Origin of the sequence: Amphibacillus cookii, from assembly GCF_016908375.1 — a bacterium.
In the GTDB taxonomy this organism is placed as follows: domain Bacteria; phylum Bacillota; class Bacilli; order Bacillales; family Amphibacillaceae; genus Amphibacillus_C; species Amphibacillus_C cookii.
On the sequence record NZ_JAFBDS010000004.1, the window covers coordinates 142,519 to 164,105 of the forward strand.

Genomic DNA, 21,587 nt, shown 5'->3' on the forward strand with positions numbered 1-21,587 from the left:
ACTATGATAAACTAGGAGTGACCTATTATGAACGTAATACACAGTCTATTAATAATAATTGTTATATTAATCGCCATCATATCACAAATATATCTGAACAGAAATAAATATAAAAAAATGGCCTTAACAGATGCTCTAACAGGGGTTCCGAATCGCTATGCATTGAAAGAATATTTAAGAACAAGCGCAGATAAGACAGAGATTGTCTACTTTATTGATCTTGATCATTTCAAATCAATCAATGATCAATATGGCCATCATTATGGTGATTATGTTTTAAAAATTATTGCTGCTCGGTTAGCACTGATTCAAAGTATACAGATCTATCGCGTTGGTGGTGATGAATTTATTATCATATCTAACCTTCCAGACAAACAGACACGTCAAACGTTGACATTCAAACTACTAGAAAGCATTAAACAACCCATTTATTTAAACAACCATTCACTAAAAGTAACAGCTACAATTGGCATTTCCGAAGGTCATGCTTTAAAAGAAGATATCATAAAAGAGGCAGATAAAGCTTTATTATTAGCAAAAAAACACGCAAAAGGAACAACCTTTTGTTATTCAAACAATGGGTGATCGATAAGAATGGAGGTGAACGCATGATACAATCGAACACTTTGACAAAAAGACGCTACATCGCACTGATCGCTTTTTTATTTATTCTACTTATTACAAGTATCCGTTTTATTTGGCTTAACGTGTATGAACCAGTTGATCAACCGATTGTAGACAATGGTCAATTGAATCTAACTAATTGGACCTTTACTGATGATCCATTATCATTAAATGGCGAATGGGCTTTTCATCCCCATATTTTTACTGAAACAGAAAATACCGCTTCACTCCAAGAAGAACAACATATAGAAGTACCTGGTGATTGGACCCCTGTTTTACAAGGCGAGCATTCTGAGTCAGCATCTTATGGCTATGGTAGTTACGAACTAACGATTCGTTTACCAGAAGAGCGACCGAACGTATATGGTGTCCGTATTAAAAGCTTACATAGTAGCGCAAGAATTATTGCAAATGGAGAAGTTGTCAAAACTGTGAACCAACCGACTACTTCACCAAAGATGGCGCCAACATTTCGCGGGCCCTTTCACGCCCTATTTTCAATTCCAGAAGAAGCAGACGAGCTTAACTTAGTCATCGAAACGTCCAACTACCATACACCTTACATAGGGGGGATTAATAAATCCGTATCCTTTGGGACCGATCAAGCCATTACACAAGAAGTAAATATGCAGGAAACATTGCAATTAACTGTCATTATCGTATTGCTTCTACACGCACTTTACGCAGTTTTGTTATTTATAACACGAAAAAAACTTAATCAAAAGGAATTATTACTCTTTGGGGTGATGCTTATTTTTATGGCGCTAGGTAGCGCTCTAGACGATGAGACCTTCATTCAATTACCCATCCCTAGAGAGTATAGTTTTAGAATCATGACCTTTTTTTATGTCTGTTTACTCACCTTAATGATCCAATTCATCCATCGATTATATCCAACAAACAAACGGTTCGTTCAAATGGTGACGTTCATTGTCAGTATAATGGCTATCTTAACATTAGGCATTGTACCTTTTGAACATCTATCGATTTTATTAGGACTATATTATGTCTTGTATTTCATCGCCATTAGTTACATGATGTATACAACTATTCAACATATTAAGCATGGTAGCATAGACGGCTATTTCATTTTATTCTTTATCATCAGTTATACATCGAATATTATCTGGGGCTTTTTAATATTAAGTGATGTGATCGACTTTCCTTTTTATCCATTTGATTTCTTTTTTGCCATTCTTTCGATTGCACTCCTTTTGTTTAGACGTCACCATCAATTATTCGTGGTCTCTGAACAACAACGCGAGAAATTAATTGAAGAAGACCAAAAGAAAGATCAATTCTTAGCGAACACATCACACGAGATCAGAAACCCGCTACATGCAATGATTAATATCTCACAATTGTTATTAAACAACCATGAAGGGTTAGATCAAAAAGCAAAAGATAACTTAGCATTAATTATTAGAACGGGGCACCAATTAACCTTTACACTTAATGATATTTTAGATATTACAAAAATTAAAGAGCATGGAATCAGGTTGGATAAAACAGATGTCGACTTAAACGTACTGACAAATGAAGTGATCGAAATTGTTACATTTATGTCTAGTAAATCGACTGTTCATATTGCCAATCACATATCTGAAAAGTTGCCATTAGTATACGCGGATCGTCATCGCATGATCAGAGTGCTGTTTAATTTATTGCATAATGCACTCAAAAATACTGACGAAGGCATCATTGTTGTTGATGCGCATCAAACGGGTAATACCGTCAAAGTATCGGTAACGGATCCGGGCATTGGGATGTCAGAGCGTGATATGGATAAAATTTTCTTGCCATACGAAAAATTAATCACTCATCACCGTGATAGTGGTGGCATAGGATTAGGCTTGAGTATTACTAGACAGCTGATCGAAAAACATGGTGGTACACTTAGGGTAAGGTCTAAAAAAGGTGAGGGATCTGAATTTAGTTTCACTTTGCCTTTAACCACCACTAAACATGGAGCAAAGATCACTCAAGACACAAACGTTTCACCTGTGATCAAAGATGAACCATTGTCACACACCTCTCAACAAAGCAAAAGTCATGTGAAGATTTTGGTCGTGGACGATGACTTGATTAATCTAAACGTCTTAAAACGAATATTAGAACCAAATTATCAAGTGACAACAACATCAAAGCCTGAAAATGTGGTGGAACTACTTGACAAACAAGTATTTGATTTGATCATATCAGATGTTATGATGCCTAAAATATCAGGCTATCAATTAACTGAAAGCATTAGGCAACGTTTTTCAATCTCAGAGCTGCCAATCCTATTACTCACTGCAAGAAGTCAACCTGAAGATATCTATACAGGATTTTTAGCAGGTGCAAACGATTATATTGTTAAACCTGTTGATTCACTAGAATTACAAGCACGTGTCCAAGCCTTAACACAGTTAAAACAAGCGATTCATAAACAATTACAACTAGAAGCAGCTTGGCTACAAGCTCAAATCAAGCCACATTTCATCTTTAATACATTAAATAGTATTGCATCACTCAGCACAAAAGATATTGATCAAATGATTGATCTATTACATGCATTTGGTCAGTATTTGACCAATAGTTTTAGTATGAGTAATACGAAGACACTAGTGCCACTATCTGAAGAGTTAGAACTAGTGGAAGCCTATCTATATATTAATCAAGTACGTTTCGATCAACGCGTTCATTATGAAGTTGATGTAGAAGACCCTGACGACATCAAAATACCACCTCTAATCGTTCAAACATTAGTAGAAAACGCATTGAAACATGGTGTTTTAAAACAAGCAAATGGTGGGCACATTTTGATTCGCGGGAGACGTTTAACTTCTTATTATGAGCTGCAAGTTATCGATAATGGGGTTGGTATGAACAACTCGAAACTGCAAGACATTTTACACAACAACATTGATGACCATCACATCGGTTTAGCTAATACGAATAAACGCTTGAAAAAATTATTCAATCAACAACTCATGATTACATCCACAGAAGGTGAAGGTACAACGATTACTATTCAGTTGCCATTACATGATGATTGAACGACTCACCAGTTAATTTCTAATGACATTTTGAAGTGGGAGATTCCTAAGAACATCAACCTAGTGTTTAATATTGATTAGGCGATCCCTGTCGCACCGACATTAGAAGTTTTATCGCTTCACCTTCGATATTTTTACTTGCGCTAAGATCACGATCATGGTTTGTATGGCATGATGGGGAGAGCGGACTCCGTGTCCTATCGCAATAATCATTCGAGATTATAATGTATTGTTTTATAATTCTTACCGTTATTCGCAGTTGTTAAGTATGACTTGACAACTGCTTTTTCCTCTAACTCTTTTTCTTCCAATATATTTTTTATTTGTAAGCTAATATCCTGCATAGCCGATTGGTAAAGCTCTGCAACTGCCTTTTTGCGTCATCCAAACTGTCTCATTCTCCAATCTAACATCTATTTTTTAATTTCCATCCTCTGTTTGATAGATTAGTATGCTCGTTTCATCTTGTATTGTCATCACTCTCTTTTCGAATAGAATTTAACTTATCCTTTTTTCTAAACCTTCTAATATGTACTATAATACCATTTTAAATTTGATGACTGAATAGAAAACAAACGTTTGTTTCCATTCTGCGAATTTATATTTTTGCATAAAAAGAATCCCTCCAGACTTTCTCAAAGTTCTAAGCGGCTGCTTTTTATTATTTAATTCGTTCTAATACAGTATTACTTAATTCAACTTTCACCCTTTGTTTTACAACTATTGGTGGTATGGTTCTCCGTAGTATATCTAAATGAGTTTGTGCTTATTTTCTTAAATTTAAAATTTCTCTCCTAACTAACATAAAGATTTCAAAGGTGTAATATTATTGTAGAAGGCCTAGAATTTCCTATTGAGGAGTGAGATAAATGCATTATTTCATTGGTAAAAATCAAGATAATCATGCTCCTATTTCAAATGGTAATGTATTAGCTTGGCTTCAGCAATATGATGTTGGGTGTCGTCCTATTGATAAAATAAGTCAACTTTTTTTCGGGAACTTTGACCTATCAAGTTCACTTTTAGAACAACCTGGTTCTTATATTTTAGTAAAAGATCATAATGAGAAAATTTGGTATGATCCATATGGAATAGTTCAAGAAGAATTGGGACAAATCGGGGAAATTATTTCATTAAATACTACGAGGTATATTCGTGGCTATGGAATATATGAAGTCGTGACCCATAAAGGTAATACCGTTGTCAGGACAAAAACATGGGCTCCTCCTAATAGAAACTCCTTCATACGCTCCATTGAAGTTAAAACTCTCCGTAGTAACCCTTCAGAAGTATCGATCTTTCCTGTTGTACACTTAAAAAATATTGTTGAAAGAATTGATAACACCTTTATTTCTCGAATTTCCGAAAACCAATGGCTCGCAACCACTGTTTCTCCCACTTCTGAAGGGATAACAGGCAATATTTCTAAAGCAGTAACTGGAGGTCAGGTAACTATCTTTGAACACAGCTTACTCCCTGTCCCATTGGTCTTTACGATTCCTACTCAAAAGGTCCTAGGTCCCAAATACAGCGAGCCTGTCTATCAATTATTTGCAGCCGGTACTACTAAAGAGGAGGCCCTTCAAGAATTAGAGAGGACATTGGCCAACATGAATCAAAGTGAACATCAAACATTGAATGTATGGCAAACTTGGCACGAAAAAACAGTTGAAATCGATACACTCACGCCTGAACTAGAGTATTTTTGGAGAGTAAGTAACACGTTAACAAAAATGAGCTTACAGAAAGATGGAACGCCAATTATCATTGGATTTAAACCATATCAAGGCAATGTTTGGATTCGTGATAGCTTATGGATTGCATCTACATTAGCATTAGCAGGACACCTAGAAGATGCAGTAAGAGCATTGTACGCAACACTCGATTATTTAATAGAACGTCCTGACGGTAACTATTTTTTTGCCTATAATGTTATTACACGTTTACCAAACGAGCATGCTTTTGAAAATGATACGACTGGACTTATTTTATATGGGATATGGCAAGTTTGGTCATTAATAAAAGAAAATACGATTATATATGATTTATGGCCAATTATAAGCCACTCCGCCGAATGGATTTTAGAAAACCGCGATTCAAGTGGACTTATCTTCCCAGATGCAGGCATTTGGGAAACATTTGGACCACATTTAGGGGAAACATTCGAACATATGACATGGACATCTGGGATTTCTGCTTTTGGATTAATAAAAGCAGCTGAGATGGCTGACGTTATCTTTGAACATGAAAAAGCTAACCGATTTAGACAAGCTTCATCTGAATTAATTCAGGCTATTAATAGGCATAATGTTCATAATGGAATTGTTACTCGATCGATGGAAACAAAATTATTAGATGCATCTGTCACTCTATTTTTCTCTGAATTCCCCATTTTCCCAAAAGAGTGGTTAAAACCGACACTTAAAGCCATTCAGCAAAGACTTGAAGATCCTTTCACGGGAGGCATTTGGAGACATGAAAGTTTAACAACAGAAGAAGGAGATTTAAAGCCGTGGACAGGACCCACCTTCTGGTTAGGTGAAGCATTTTTAATGGATAATGATGTAAACCAAGCCTGGAAATACTTTAATCATAATTACAATAACAGTGCCTTTTGTGGTCTTTTACCGGAATTATTGTACAGCAGAGGTCGACCAAGAGGGATTGCAATGCCAAGTTATTCCCAATCAGGTGTAATAAGATCATTATTGTTATATAACGCGGGTACTTCTTATAGAACTCATTAAGATATACTTTAATTGCTTCTGAATCTAAAAATGCTTGAATGACCCTGCGTTTAAGCTAATCTATTGTTTTCAAACGATTGCCTTGATGATCTTAGTTTTTTAATCAACTGACCTAATATTTACACATTAGAATCTTCCACTCCATTTATTTTTCAGGCATACCGGATACCCAACTCATTCAATAGTTTTAGAAGATGCGCAATTAACCTATTCACCTAGCCAAAAAACTAGCTGATCAAATCATTAAATACACTTACAATTGCACCGATAATGGATTAGGGAATTATCTTAGCGAAAGATTGCATGATTAATTAAGACCGTGTTTAACCGTTAGAGCAAAGTATAAATATCATACCGCACCTTCAATGTCCAGCAACTCCATATACAAATATATGATAGAGTCACATATAAAGCAGTGGTCTATCACTTGAGGATAAGCCACTGCTTTATTTAATATCTATATTTTTATCATATCTACCATTGAAACAGCTTGAACATCAATTAAATGTTCATTATTTTTGTCCCGTTTCGTGAAGGTAACGACCTTCTCTTCGCCAGGTAATAAATCAAAATAGTTAGCTGAGAAGTAACCTAAACAATCTGTTGTCAAGTAAATATCTTTCGCAAACTGATCTGTCGTAATAATAAATGTCTCTTTATCCCTAGCAACACTTACTTTTGCTAGAGGTAAAGATAATGCTTGGGTTGGTATAAAGTAATGACGCTTTTGATCAATGGATTGATTTTCTTTAATTAATTCTGTTACTAGTACCACTTGACTTTTATCATATTCACCAATCAAGCGATCGATTATATAATTTTTTACACCTTGGCTTGCATTTGCTTTAATAATGAAAGCTGACACCTCTTCATAAAGAAGCTCGCCATCTAGTGAATAAACACTCACTCTTATGTCCACATCTACATCATTTAGAACATCCGAAATGGCATAAACATTAACTTGCCCATCTTTTTCTTCAATTGATAGCATAATATCTCTGAAGGATTCTTTAGCTTGATAATGTAATGCTTTCCATCGACCGAAATAATCCATACTTGACCATGAAGCGACAGGCCAACAATCATTCATCTGCCAGTATAAAGTACCCATACAATATGGTTTATGACGACGATGAGACTCAATGGCGTTCTTAATTCCTTGCGCTTGAAGTACTTGGCTCATATATAAAAATGAAGTGAAGTCTTTAGACTCTGGTAAATACTTTTCCATGTACGTTTTAATCAATTGATTACCTGCACCATTTTTTTGATGATGCAACATCACATCAGAACCAATCGCATAATCATCTGGCGTGGTAAATGTTTCAACGGTCTCAATCGCAGGGAATGATTGAAAACCGTACTCACTCATAAACCGGCCAACATTTTCATTATAAGCTTCAAATGGTTGTTTACCATGCCAGACATCCCAATAGTGTACGTCACCTGCTCCTTTCACTCCTAATGCGTGTTGATTGGCATCTCTAGTTAAATCAGCAAGTGGTGATGATGGCCAATACGGCTCATTGGGTACATATTGTTTTGTTACTCTATCAAGGATGTCATGAAAGAGAGCTTGATAATCCGCCCACAATTTTTCACGAGTTAAGGCATCATATTTTTGTTTCCAGCCCCACCCGCCTGTTTCAACAAATTCTGCCCAAGCAGCATCAATTTCATTATTCCCACACCAAAGTACAACTGATGCATACTGGCGTAAACGCTTGACTTGATCTACAGCTTCTTGTTCTACATTATTTAGAAATGGCTCGTCTCCTGGATACATGGTACAAGCAAACATAAAGTCTTGCCACACTAAAATGCCGTGTTCATCACAGAGATCATAAAAAATATCATCTTCATAAATACCACCGCCCCAAACACGAAGCATATTCATATTTGCTGATACAGCACTCTTAATTTCATGTTCATAACGCGACTTAGTCACTCGTGTAACAAAACTATCGTTTGGTATATGGTTTGCACCTTTACAAAAGACAGGTTCACCATTTAATTTTAGATAGAAAGATTTACCATACTGATCATCATCTCTAACCAGTTCAACCGTTCGAATCCCGTGTTTTAATGCATCAGAAAGCAGTGTCTCATTATCTTTTCTAAACGCAACCTTTACATCATAACGATGAGGGGTACCTAACCCGCGAGACCACCAAAGTTTAGGGTTCACAACGGTAAATGGCAATGTCACCTTGTTATGTCCTTCTTTCAACTCAACTTGCTTTATTTCTGTCTGTTCACCGTACTGGAGAACACATTCACCCGTCATCTCTTTAATGGCAACAAGTTCTATTTCTAAGACAAGATCCGCTTTTTCATTTGATAGTTGTTCTTGTTTAATATAAATATCATCAAAATGGATATCTGAATAACCAACAAGTTCAACTGGTTTCCAAATTCCGCTCGTGACCAAGCGTGGCCCCCAATCCCACCCATAATGATAAGGGGCTTTTCTCGCAAATATACTTAGTTTCTTGTCACCTAACCCACCTGTTTCTGAATCATCATTATCGGCAGGATAATTAATTCCTCCACTTACGACACGCATAACATCGTGGTTAATTGGAGACTCAAAGTGAATGATCAATTGATTTTCTCCGATATTAATCCAATCTTTTACATTTACCTTGTATGTGCGAAACATATTATCAGACGACAAAATTAACTGATTATTTAAGTAGACCGTTGCATACGTATCCAGACCATTAAATATTAGGTCAATACAAGTTTGGCTAGCCAGCTCCGAATCTACATTAAATGTCGATTTATAAACCCAATCTACTTTATCAACCCACTGAACATTTTTTTCTTCTTCTCCAAAAAACGGATCGTTTATTAAATTGTGCTCAAGTAAATCCGTGTGAACCGTACCTGGTACTTGTGCTTTTCGCCAAATAGAGTCGCGTTGCTGTTTAAACTGCCAATCATTTATTCCTTGTTTTATCATCAATCATTTGACCTCCTAGCCTTCGAATGTAATGCGTCGATTTTCTTTGCCTGATTGATAAATGGCATTGATCATTTCTTGTGTTTTTAAGGCTTCTTCTGGTTTAATGTCTAATTCGCCACCATGAAGGAGCACATGATAAAAGTTGTTAATCTGTTTAATGTGATTGACGCCCCAATAGCTCTTTACTCCTACTCCATAAGAAAATGTTTCGTTAGGATTATGATCTGCGATAAATTCTCTACCATCATATAAACTTACCATACCTTTATCGCCAATCATTTTTATCAAACCCTTTTCACAGTGGATTTCAATTTGTACCGGAGCATCATAGGTGTAATAATTAATCGTATGAAAAGCCGCCACCACACCCGACTTAAATTTGAGAATGCCTTCAGCAGCATCTTCAACTTCAATGTCCTCATGTCCTCGATTGCTAATTGTTGCATCGACATATTCAAGCTCTGCATCAATAAACCAGCGCATCAAGTCGAGCGTATGGATGGCTTGATCAATTAAAACGCCACCACCTTCTTTATCCCATGTACCCTTCCAATCACTTTTTGAATAGTACTCATCCGATCGATCCCAAGTAACACTGGCTTTAGCCGATTGAATCGACCCCAAGGTGCCCTCGGTTAACATCGCCTTAATTAACTGAGCGCCAGCATTATAGCGGTTTTGAAAAATAACACCAAAGTGTGTGTTATATGCTCTTGCTGTTGATAACATCGCTTCTGCATCCTGATACTTAATCGCCATAGGCTTCTCCGTTAAAACATGTAAGCCCCTTTTCGTTACTTCAATTGATACAGGCGCATGTAGATAATGCGGTAAACAAATGTGAATGGCGTCCAAGGTTTCATTGTCAAGCATGTCTACATAATCCGTGTAACTTTCACAATCCATTTCTATAGCTCGTTCATTTGCACGCTCTGGTTTGTTGTCACAAACAGCAACTAGTTCTGTATTCGGATTCTCTTTAACCGATTGAGCGTGCATTGGGAATATATTTCCGCAGCCAATGATAGCTACTTTAACCGTATCCATGACTTCACTTCCTTATTTATTTAGATTACGATACTGTCCAGGTGTTACACCTACTTCTTTTTTAAACTTACGTGTGAAGTTAGCCACATCCATATAACCTACTTCATGGACAATCGCTTTGATAGGCTTAGATGTCATTCTTAAATTTTCTTTAACATATGTCATTCTTAGCTCTTGTACATAATGCTTAAAGCTAACACCATAATGCTCTTTGATTAATTTTGAAGCATACGATGCAGATAAATGATGTTTCTCAGCAATTTGTTCCAGTGATAAATCATAATCGGTAAAGTGCTTATTTACATAATTAATGATTTCCTGTACAATACGATTATTTTCATTCTGCATCTTTTCTTGAATGGAAGCACATGTCGTCTCAATTATTAAATCTAACTGTTGCTCGAGTTGATCTAAAGTCACAAAATCAACCATCTTACTGAAGGTCTCTTCTCTTAAGCACACGCCCATTTCAGATAACGACCTCACTACGGAATTAATCACATCAAAGCAAATCGCTTTTAAAGCATTTAATGAACGATCGCGCACACGTAAATTTTGAAAAATTTCAGCTAAGGTTTCTTTAGCAATTATTGTTTGCCCTTGTTTTAATGCTTGTAATAATTTAAGTTGCTCTTCTTTTAAATAACCCAAGCTCTGTTCTGTTGGTGTTGTAATCGAGTCAAAAAAAATCGTACTACCTTCTGAATGATAGTGAATATAATCATAAGCAACCATCGCTTCAATATAAGAATCATGTATGTTTCTTACGCCTTCAACCATTGATCCTACAACGATTATCGATTCAGTTTTTAATGTTTCGTTTACATAATCTATAAATGTCGATTGATCTGATTTATGCTTTTGATCCATTCCTACGATCATCGCCTTATCATTTATGTTTAATAGATCAATACCATAGCCTATCATCTCATTAAAAGTGATTTCACTCATCAATTGATTAGTAGAGGGTTGCACTTGTTTGCCTTTAAAATGAATGATAAATACAAAGTAAAAGGCTTTGTCAATTTGTAATTGGAGCGAGCGAGCCATATCATTCATCAGACTTTCATCAGGATAATCCCCTTTTAACATATTCATCCAAAATTGTTGTTTTGCAAATGGACGTTGTTTAAAGACCGTTTCAGACAATGAGACTTTATCTTGATTTAATTGATCAAATGCGACTAAAACTTGATTCAGCTCATTTACTTGATCAGTTTTAACAGATGCTTGTGTCTGTTTAACTTTGCGTAATAATAAATCAATGGGCTTATATTGGTATTTGCTCAAAATATAAGTCATAATAATACCAATAAAGAAGACAGCCAATAACACGAGAAGATACGTCGTTAACGTTCCTTTAAAGTAATCCAAGAATTGCTTTGCTTGAACAATGCTTAAATAAGACCATTCATCATCACTTTGGACTAATGATACTGAATATTTCTTGCCTTCAATATCTATATCTTCTCCAGCAGTAGCCCTTTCAAGAATCATTTCAAAATCTAAATGTTCTTTTGATAAATTGGGATCGTTCTCATGTGAGACTAATATATCCAGTTGATCATTCAAAACATATATATGACCACTTAATTCTGACAAAGCATTTCGAATGATTGAGTCAAACTGCTGATTATTAACCATATACATAATAGCACCATAGGGATAAAGGCTATTAGGTACGATAGGTTGTATAAAAGCTAAGTACTGTAAATCATCTCCTGTTTCAATCACTTTTGTTTGTGGATGTTCTTGGCTGATAAAATCGATCAATTCATCTCTTGATAGGTTTTCAATATTATATCGACCAATAAAGGTTGTTGGCATATGATAGCCACCACTGGTAAAAATTTTATCTGGGTTTTGATGATGAATGATAGCGATTTCATCAACTAATACACTATTGGCACGGTATTTAGCTAGTTCTTGAACGGCTTCATAACCATAATAGGGATGATTCAGATGATAAGCATTTAACCGCGAATCATTGGAAATACGTGTTGCTATATTCGTAAACTCTTTTTTACGCTCATCCATTAGCTCACTAAATTGGTTTAGATTATTCAAGCTTGATTGTTCTAATTCTTTTTGAAGATCGGCAATAAAGTTTACATAAATCAGCACACCTAGAATAATAAAAGGAATAATGAATGCAACAAAGTATGATAATAAATAACGATAAAATAGTTTTTGCTTAAATATATTAATCATGTTACTTCCCCCCAAATTCATTATTCCAATATTAAATTAATTAGTTACTCAACTCTCGCATACTGAAAATAGTCATTCAACCTTGATCGTTTTCAATAGACGCGGTATTCAATAGGCTTGTTGACTTTACTTCTGCATGGATGTGCGGCATGCGACCTTCTCATACGTTTAGCATGTTATTTCGTTCCGAAAAGCAAGGGATTCGCTTTTCGCGGGGATGGCTTCAGCTAACTTGAGTCGCAAAGCTCACGCCTCAAGTGGATCTTCAGCTCATCCTATTCCCGCAGAAGTCTCACCCCTTGCTTATCTCCACTTAGACGGGTGGTTCATACTGAATGCATAAGCCCAACCGCACGAAATAAAGCGAAGAAGATGTGACACGACTAGAATTAAGAAGTTTCTTATTTTGAGACGCCATTCCGATGTCTTCATGATCTACATGGTGTAAATCTAACGTCCACGGATTGAAATGGCGTTTGATGAGATCTTGAAAGATAACCATTATGAAGATAGATGTTACTATTTAGCAGGTGAGCTATGTGTAGACTCCTGTGGGAGTAGCGTGAGCTTGAGATCCACTTTGCCAAGTGGTTTTGACTGGGCAAAGTTAGCTCAAGCCACGCCCACGGAAAGCGGAACATAGCTCACCTGCGCGTCTAAAACGAAAGTTAGATGAGAAAGTTGAGTTAGTTAATTTGCAGCTAAATTTTTTTCTTCAACGCTAACACAAGCACGATGACCAAACCAGATGATAGGGTATAAAATAACTGAAATACCCATCATTGCGCTTAATGCGGGCAAATAGAGAAATAAATAGATTAAGAGAATACTACTTATCACTAAAGCAATGGCTTCAAGCGGTTGGGCGATCGCTATAAATAATGCTTGTTTAAAGTATTGAAATACAGTCAATTCATAACGAACAAAGATAGTTATAAACATGAGAAAGCTACTCACTGCGACAAAGCCAACCATAACAAGGAAAAAGTGAATAACTGTTGATTGGATAAAGATCTCCGAAACTCGGAAATCAAAATATAAAAATACCGAAATAAACAACCAGATGAAACCAGAACTGTTTGCCTTTATAAAATGTGTTCGGTAGTCTCTCCAGATCCCCTTATATAGGTTTTGGTCATCTTCTTGCTTGATTATTTGATAGATTGCTTTTGCTGCTGCAAATGTTGCAGGGAATACACCAAACACACCAAAACCTAATAAAGTTAAAAGCAACCAGATAAAATGAATTAACATCATTTTACTTAACCATAACCCCCACGTATAAAACACGCTCATAAATCCTTTCATCGCTTGTGCATCCCCTTTCATTTCATCCGTCTAGTATAGCTCAATCTATAAAACGAACCTTCAATTAGTGGGTGGAGGGCTACAGGACGTGGCGGGCGCTTTACGGACGGTTATCTGTGATAAATAATTCAATGACCGGTATAGCGACGTCCGGTTTGATGACCGGTAATTTAAGTACGATATCACCTGCCTCAATATGTGTTTCTGTACTTGTAATGACTTGGTTTCGATCAAATTCTTCAATGAAGACTTCTGATCCATCATGTAAGAATTGAGCATAACACACTTTTCCTTGAAGATCTTTTAAGTGAATATGACGGTATGGCCAAGAAAAGATGTGTACATATAGCCGGTCATCCTTTTGTGTCAAGCGGCAATCAAGGGGGGAAATAAAATCACTTGGCTCACAACCAACAATCGACCGTTCATGTTTTTTCATCCAGACTTTAATCCCATCTAACCGCTCTTTGGTTAAATCATCAATCGCACCTCTTGCCGTTGGCCCAATATTAAGCAAGAAATTTCCGTTCTTACTAACGGTATCCACTAACATTTTTAAGATTTGGTCAACACTTTTCCAATTTGCATTGTATTTATCATAGCCCCAACTTTCATTCATTGTCTGACAAGCCTCCCATAAAACAGGCTTACCATCCTCGACGATTGGATGATGCGGTTGATATTGTTCAGGTGTTTTTACGCCTCTATTTAAATCTAAACGATCGTTAATTAAAATATGTGGTTGCAAAGAACGCGTAAGATTTTCAATGCCTTCTCCGTCCCAGTCAGGATTTCCTTTACCTTTTGACCAACCCCAATCACGGTGTGGATATGAGAAGTCATACCACATATAATCAATGGGTCCGTAATTCGTAAGTAGTTCGGTGATTTGACCCTTTAAATATTCGCGATAATTCCTCATCTGACGTTGACCCTTTGTGTCACGTGCGAATTGATTCTCACGTAGTGGGTGTAAGCCATCTAACGTAAAATCTTTATGATGCCAGTCAATTAGCGAATAATAAAAACCAATTTTCAGCTGGCGTTTACGGGCTTCATCAACGAAAATCTGGACAATGTCTTTTTCAAATGGTGTTTCCGTTACTTTATAAGACGTTAATTGACTATTCCACAAAGCAAAGCCTTCATGATGCTTTGTTGTAAGCACCACATATTTCATTCCTGCCTCAACAGCTTGATCAAGCCAACCTGCAATGTCTAATTGATCGGGATCAAAGTGGTCAAAGTACCGCTTATAATCAGCGGGTGTTATTTGTTCCGTTGTCATTATCCACTCATGACGAGCAGCTAATGAAAATAAGCCGAAGTGAATAAACATACCAAAACGATCATGTGTGAACCAACTCGGATCTTGATAGTCCTTAGGCCAATTCGCATAGTGTTTTTTTGTCATCTTATCCCTCCATTAACTAGTTGAAACGCACTTCTCTTCCTCTTCTGCTTGATTCATAAATCGCCTCCAATATCTTCATGATCTCTATACCATCTTCAACTGGCGAAATCGTTGTCTCTTTTTCTAAACAACAAGCAACAAAATGATCAATTTCATTCTGGAATCCTTTTTCAAAGTCAAAGGTACGGGCATCAATTTTAGGTGTAAGGTCTAATAAAATGTTATGTTTTTCTGTAAAGATATTTAATTCCGGCTCAATCATAGCACCACCTTTATCGCCAAACAGGTGCACTTCTGTTTTATCTTCTTTAGCATGTAATGCGAAGCTTGCATCTAACATGAGCGTCGCACCATTTTCAAATTTAATAAGCGCATTTGCTAAATCTTCTACACTGTTTTGCTTTGGATCATAGTCAGCGGCTTGATAAAATGACTTATGCTCAATATTCGAACGATTACCGAGCTTATGATATACTGTACCACTCACAGATTTTACTTTGGGTTTCCCCATTAAGTACCAACAGATATCAATCACATGAACGCCAATATCTATGAGTGGACCGCCACCAGAACGTTCGACATCACTAAACCATCCGCCTGGATTTCCTAACACGCGAAGAGATGATGCTTTTGCATAGTAAATCTCACCTAAATCACCCGCATCAATAAACTTTTTCAACACTTCTGTGTTTGTAGCGAATCGGCGAACAAAACCTACTTGCAATGTTTTATCTGATTTTCGACTTACTTCTCGAATCTTTTCTGCTTCTTCTGTTGTCTTGCTTAATGGCTTTTCCACTAAAACATGTTTATTATGTTCCAGTGCAGCGATTGCTATCTCAGCATGCGAGTTGTTCCAAGTACAAATACTCACCGCATCAACATCTTCATTCTTCAATAATTCATGGTAATCTGTATAAATCTTTTCAATTTTATATTGCTCCGCTTTCGCCATTGCACGAGCTTCATTTAAATCACACACCGCTACCAGTTCTACAGCTTCGTGATGGATATAAGATTGAAAATGCATATCTGAAATAGAACCTGCTCCAATAATACCTACTCTCACCTTTTCCATATTTCCACTCCCTAAATGACTTTGTATAGTGATTTCATTAAATCTAATCCTTGCTTAGTTCCCATTTGACAGTCTTCAATACCTTCAAACTCAATCGACACAAATCCGTCATACTCTACCTGTTTCACTAGTTTTAGTATCTTACACAAATCAACATCACCTTGCCCGGTAATCGCACCCCGAAGTTGATGACCGAACTTTGTCGGGAAAAAGCCTAATCCTAGTGATTGATCTGTTTTGCGATAATAAAAATCTTTCAAGTGTAACATAGACATATAAGGTAGACTGTTTTTAACAGCAACAACAGGGTCCTCATCAACACAGAGGAAATTACCTACATCTAAAGTCAACTTAAAGTTTGGACGGTTTACAGACTCAATGATTGTCCGTACACGATCGCTATGCTGAATATAGTATCCATGATTTTCAAGACTCGTTGTAATTTGATATTCTTGAGCATAATCTGCAACCTCTCGACACCCTAATACAATGCGCTCTAAGTCAGCCTGAAAGCGCTCAGTAGTTGCCTCTTCAGGTTCAAGAAAACCTACATCATGACGCATATGTTTAATCCCCAACTGATGCATAATATCAACATGCGTTTTGACCCGTTCAATTTCGTCTTTTAACGCTTGACCTGACTTCAGAAAATCTGCACCGATAGCATAATTTGATAAACAAATAGCTTCAATTTCTGCTTTTTCTTTAATTTGATTAATTAAGTCCGGTTGATTAATTAAGTCAAATCCTAGTGGTACAATTTCAACGTGCTCTGCCCCTTGTTTCTTAGCCCAAGCAATCATATCTAAAATGGTCATCTTACCCTCATTCATGGCTTGGTGTAAACTATATGAGCTAATGCCGAACTTCATATTAAACCTCCTCTTTTAAAACTTTAACGAAAGCGCTTTCATCATTTGCTTGGTAAGCGGCTTTAACGACTTCTAATGTGCGTAATCCATCTTCACCACTAATTGTCGGTTCGCGTTTAGTTTTTAAACAATCAATAAAGTCTCTTATTAATGCTTCATCCATATCAATTCCCCATGGTAAGTGACTCACTTGACAGTCAGCATCATTGTAGTAAATCGTTGCATCTTTAAAACCATCGACAGATATGGTACCTTTTGTACCAACAATCTCCATTAAAACATCACCCCACGTTGGGAATGTTCTAGGACGAGACCAGCTGGGATCAATATTTAAAATAGTCCCTTTCCCCATTTCAATCATTACTTGACCAGCATCTTCAACATCAATTGGATAGAATAGTGTATCTAAATAAGCATAAACAGCTTCAGCTTCAGCTTGTAACATCACTCTTACAACATCCATAATATGAACGATGTGATCGGTTGCTGCCCCGCCGCCTGACTTTTCTTTCTCAACAAACCAGCTACCTGGCATTTGTCCGTGATTTGAAGCATTAATCGCAATAATATCGCCAATCTCACCTGCTTGAACTTTTTCAATAGCCGCTTCGACTGCTGGTATAAATCGTACAGGATATGCCATTTGTAATATTACATTATTGATTTTACATGCTTCAATCATTACCTTGGCATCATCAATTTCTGTAGAGATAGGCTTTTCACAAAGAATATGCTTTTTATGTTCAGCTGCTTGAACAACTAATGGTTTATGATTCACATTTTCACTACAAATAATTACGGCATCAATATTCGTCTTTAATAGTGAATCCAGGTTTTCATAAAATACGGTTCTGTAAGTGTTTGCAGCCTCCTTTCCCCTTGAATGATCATCATCCCAAATCCCAAGAAGTTCGACGCCTTGTTGTCGGGTAATTGCCTGAGCATAACTATGTGCATGCATATGAGCAAAGCTCAAAATCGCTAACTTCATACGGAACTGCCACCTTTCAATTGAAGAGGTTTCTTTTGTATACTTGATTTTTCAGCTGCTTCTGTTACTAACAAAGCTCGCTCAATTATGTCCGCTTCTGTGCCCTCTTCTAACATATACAGAATAAAATCCAACTCATTTCGTGTTTGTGTTCTTATTTCTAGAGAATCGATAGACGCTTTTCCATTCTTATAAAGAATAGCACCATTTGCCGTACTGCTTTTTTGGACTAACATAGCGTGTTGTCCGCAAACTTCAATCTCTATATTCGACCCTTGACTTGTACTTACAAATTGAAGGTTTGATAGTGTGCCTTGTGCATGTAAAACAGACATGAGAAGCGCTTCTACTCCTGCTGACTTTTTCGTTAACGTTGTAACCCTTGAAATTGGTGTAAATACTTCCTCAAGCCAGATGAAAAGACCCAACACGTCTTGATAAAATAAACTGTGCCCTTGATGAGGTGCTTTAACTAAAATTCGATTCGTAGCAACCTTACCGAAATCCACTTTACTTAACTGCTGCTTAATTGCTTGAAAATGCGGGTTAATAGCATATGGGTTAATCCAAAAAAGCCTTGCATTTAATTGATTAGCTCTGTCTTTTATTTCTTGATAATGCGCGCGAGACTGTAAAGCGGTAAGTGGTAAAACTAGCTGTATATCTTCATCTAAAGTTTGCTTGATGAAATCCATACTTGGCATATAATCAGCAAGATAATATACAGGTATTGTCTCTTCTTGTTCTGAACTGTTCCATATTGCTAACGACGGATAATGATTTACTTCTTTTATTAAGCGTGCTGTAGCATCTTTGATTGTATTGCTGTTTTCTCCAATTACATGAATATGATACATTGACTCCCTCCTATTCTATTATCTCGCATAGATGGTTTAGGTACTCCAGTCCTAGTCGACTCGCCATTCGACATTCTTCCATGCCTTCAAACTCTAACGTAATATAACCATCATATTCTGATTGTTTAATTAGCTTTGTCGCCTCAACTAAATTTAAGTCACCTTGTCCAACAATGGCTCCCCTAATATAATTTCCACTTGCTGTGTCATACCACTTCCCATTTACCGGTGGTTCATAGTATGGTTTGCGATAAAAATCTTTATAGTGAATTAACGAAGCATGAGGTAATAATTTTTTAATACCGACAAGTGGATCTTCATCAACACAAAGAAAGTTACCGACATCTAATGTCGCTTTAAAGTTCTCTCGATTTACTTTCTCAAGGACACGGAGAACACGATCACTATGTTGAACAGCCATACCATGATTTTCGATTGTCGTCGTGATACCAAATTGTTTAGCATAATCAGCTAACAACTGACTACCTTCAATAATTTGATCTAAATTAGCTTCGAAATAGCTTATTGTTCGCTTCTCTTTCGGTAAGGTGAATAAGGTGACATCATGACGCATATGTTTAATGCCCATGCGATGAAGTAGATCAACATGTTGCTTTAACCTGTCTACTTCTGCCAAGAACGCTTCACGCGTGTCGTGAACAAAGTTAGCTGGTAATGCATAATTAGATAAGTCAAGGCCAAGCTCTTTGGCTTTGTCACGCACTCGGTCAGCAAGCTGTAAATTATCTACTAAGCTAAAGCCATAGGGTACGATTTCCATATGATCAAATCCAGTTTCTTTAATCCATGTAACCACATCAAGAATATCCATCTCACCTGCATTCATTGCGTCCAGCAAACTGTATGTGCTTAATCCAATTTTCACATTTTCACTCCTTTATTTAATATGTTGTAAATGAAAGCATACACGTTTTTCTACACTACTTCATCATTATCATTCAATAATGATACTTTGCTATTACGATCCAACCGTTGAAGTGTCACTTCGTTTTCATAATAGATATCTCTTAAAAATTGATCTGCAATAGCACAAATGTGACCAAGATCCTTATTTTCCAACCCATTATTTCGATAATCTTCAACTAAGATTTGATCCCTCACATCGCCCATTTCTGTTTTGCCAATGGGCTGTCTTTTACGATTACGCCCATTTTCATTAACAGAAATTCACTAAACATCATGTTTGCCCAAGAAAACCAAGGGCGCGTAAATTGGGATGGGTTATCTACATGAAATCCTTCATGCATTAACTCTGTACCTGCATCTGTTTCTTTAAATACCTCAAGTAATCGTTCGCGTTCTATTTCATCAATTGCTGTCATACCTTGAACCGCTAATGCCATATGCCAAATATAAGAAGATGGTGTATGTGGACTACCAATACCTTTAGCAATTGTCCCTTCATAGTAATAAGGATTGTCCTTACTTAATAAGAAGCGCCTCGTATTTTGATAAATGGGATCAGTTATATCTGTATAGCCTAAGTAAGGTATTGATAGCAAACTGGGCACATTTGCATCATCCATCAACACATGCCGACCATAACCATCGGTTTCATAAGCGTAAATAACACCATGCTTAGGGTGATGCACAACGCCAAATTTTTTTATACCCTCATCTATTTCGTGGGCTAGGTTTAAGGCTTCCTCTTTTAACTCAGAATCGCTTAAGACCGCTTCTGCAATTTCGGCTAAATAACCCAACACAACAACTGCAAACATATTTGACGGAATTAAATAGCCATATTGACAAGCATCATCACTTGGTCGGAAACCGCTCCAAGTCATACCTGTATATTGCACAGATGCCCCTTTACCTTCATGAGATAGCGTATCCTGTTCTGGACAATTATCTCGCCTAAAGTAATAAGCTGACTGTTCTTCATGATGTTGTTCAACTTTCCACGTCTTAATAATTTTTCTCACTGCTTCTACAAATACATCATTAAATACATCTGTCTTTGTTGTTGATTTCCAATAGAGATAAGCTAATTGAATAGGGTAGCAAAGTGAATCAATTTCATATTTTCGCTCCCACATCCAATCTGTCATTTCCGTTTCATCATCATGATATCGCTCTCCATTTGGCTCTTGGTTAAATGCATTTGCATATACATCATGCTTAATGAATTCAAATTGTTGTCGAACTACACCCGCAACAAGCCTTGCAAACGTAAGATCTTTTTCAGCCAAAACTAAATAAGGACGTACTTGCGCAGCAGAATCCCTTAGCCACATCGCAGGGATATCTCCTGTAATAACAAACGTTTTATCTCCATCTTCTCGAATTGTTGTCTCATACGTATTCTTAAAAGCTTTCTCAAACATCCGTCCAATTTTCGGGTTATCTTGATAATGCGCTTTCACTTTTTCGATCAACGATTGCATCGATTCCGGTATGCCCTCATTCAT

At 36.8% G+C, this 21,587-nt stretch carries 15 protein-coding genes; 3 read left to right on the forward strand and 12 right to left on the reverse strand.

Going from position 1 to position 21,587, the window contains the following annotated elements:
• Positions 1-27 precede the first annotated feature (27 nt).
• The 3 genes from JOE23_RS07340 (at position 28) to JOE23_RS07350 (ending at position 6,409) form a co-directional block, all read left to right on the forward strand.
• On the forward strand, positions 28-585 hold the full coding sequence (locus JOE23_RS07340; protein ID WP_204437107.1) for a GGDEF domain-containing protein: 558 nt from the start codon (positions 28-30) through the stop codon (positions 583-585).
• Between the two features lie 23 nt (positions 586-608).
• Entirely contained in the window at positions 609-3,662 is a 3,054-nt protein-coding gene (locus JOE23_RS07345) for a hybrid sensor histidine kinase/response regulator (RefSeq protein ID WP_204437108.1), read from the forward strand.
• An 869-nt stretch (positions 3,663-4,531) separates the two neighbouring features.
• Complete coding sequence (locus JOE23_RS07350; protein ID WP_204437109.1) at positions 4,532-6,409, forward strand: glycoside hydrolase family 15 protein; 1,878 nt, start codon at positions 4,532-4,534, stop codon at positions 6,407-6,409.
• A 457-nt stretch (positions 6,410-6,866) separates the two neighbouring features.
• Here the strand turns inward: JOE23_RS07350 and JOE23_RS07355 are convergent, their stop codons facing one another.
• The 12 genes from JOE23_RS07355 to JOE23_RS07410 form a co-directional block, all read right to left on the reverse strand.
• Positions 6,867-9,374: a beta-mannosidase gene (locus JOE23_RS07355; protein WP_239585326.1), complete on the reverse strand. Its 2,508-nt coding sequence runs from the start codon at positions 9,372-9,374 to the stop codon at positions 6,867-6,869.
• 15 nt (positions 9,375-9,389) lie between these two features.
• Positions 9,390-10,424: a Gfo/Idh/MocA family protein gene (locus JOE23_RS07360; protein ID WP_204437114.1), complete on the reverse strand. Its 1,035-nt coding sequence runs from the start codon at positions 10,422-10,424 to the stop codon at positions 9,390-9,392.
• A 12-nt stretch (positions 10,425-10,436) separates the two neighbouring features.
• The gene (locus tag JOE23_RS07365; RefSeq protein WP_204437116.1) at positions 10,437-12,635 is read right to left on the reverse strand and encodes a helix-turn-helix domain-containing protein; all 2,199 of its coding nucleotides are present in this window, start codon (positions 12,633-12,635) and stop codon (positions 10,437-10,439) included.
• Between the two features lie 690 nt (positions 12,636-13,325).
• A complete protein-coding gene (locus tag JOE23_RS07370; RefSeq protein ID WP_204437118.1) occupies positions 13,326-13,943 on the reverse strand; it encodes a YesL family protein in 618 nt (205 codons plus the stop codon).
• 100 nt (positions 13,944-14,043) lie between these two features.
• A complete protein-coding gene (locus JOE23_RS07375; protein ID WP_204437121.1) occupies positions 14,044-15,357 on the reverse strand; it encodes an alpha-L-fucosidase in 1,314 nt (437 codons plus the stop codon).
• A gap of 16 nt (positions 15,358-15,373) precedes the next feature.
• Positions 15,374-16,435 (reverse strand): Gfo/Idh/MocA family protein, encoded by a 1,062-nt coding sequence (locus JOE23_RS07380; RefSeq protein ID WP_204437123.1) that lies wholly within the window; start codon positions 16,433-16,435, stop codon positions 15,374-15,376.
• A gap of 11 nt (positions 16,436-16,446) precedes the next feature.
• Positions 16,447-17,307, reverse strand: a complete 861-nt coding sequence (locus JOE23_RS07385) for a sugar phosphate isomerase/epimerase family protein (protein WP_204437124.1) — start codon at positions 17,305-17,307, stop codon at positions 16,447-16,449.
• A gap of 1 nt (position 17,308) precedes the next feature.
• The gene (locus tag JOE23_RS07390; protein WP_204437125.1) at positions 17,309-18,298 is read right to left on the reverse strand and encodes a Gfo/Idh/MocA family protein; all 990 of its coding nucleotides are present in this window, start codon (positions 18,296-18,298) and stop codon (positions 17,309-17,311) included.
• On the reverse strand, positions 18,295-19,155 hold the full coding sequence (locus tag JOE23_RS07395) for a hypothetical protein (protein WP_204437126.1): 861 nt from the start codon (positions 19,153-19,155) through the stop codon (positions 18,295-18,297). Before JOE23_RS07395 ends, JOE23_RS07390 begins: the two co-directional genes overlap by 4 nt.
• A gap of 10 nt (positions 19,156-19,165) precedes the next feature.
• Positions 19,166-20,041, reverse strand: coding sequence for a TIM barrel protein (locus JOE23_RS07400; protein ID WP_204437127.1), 876 nt, complete (start codon positions 20,039-20,041; stop codon positions 19,166-19,168).
• Positions 20,042-20,091: 50 nt separating this feature from the next.
• Positions 20,092-20,277 carry a hypothetical protein gene (locus tag JOE23_RS07405; protein WP_204437128.1) on the reverse strand — a complete coding sequence of 62 codons (186 nt, stop codon included), beginning with the start codon at positions 20,275-20,277 and terminating at the stop codon, positions 20,092-20,094.
• The gene (locus tag JOE23_RS07410) at positions 20,274-21,587 is read right to left on the reverse strand and encodes a glycoside hydrolase family 125 protein (protein ID WP_204437135.1); all 1,314 of its coding nucleotides are present in this window, start codon (positions 21,585-21,587) and stop codon (positions 20,274-20,276) included. The genes JOE23_RS07405 and JOE23_RS07410 overlap by 4 nt, the downstream gene beginning before the upstream one ends.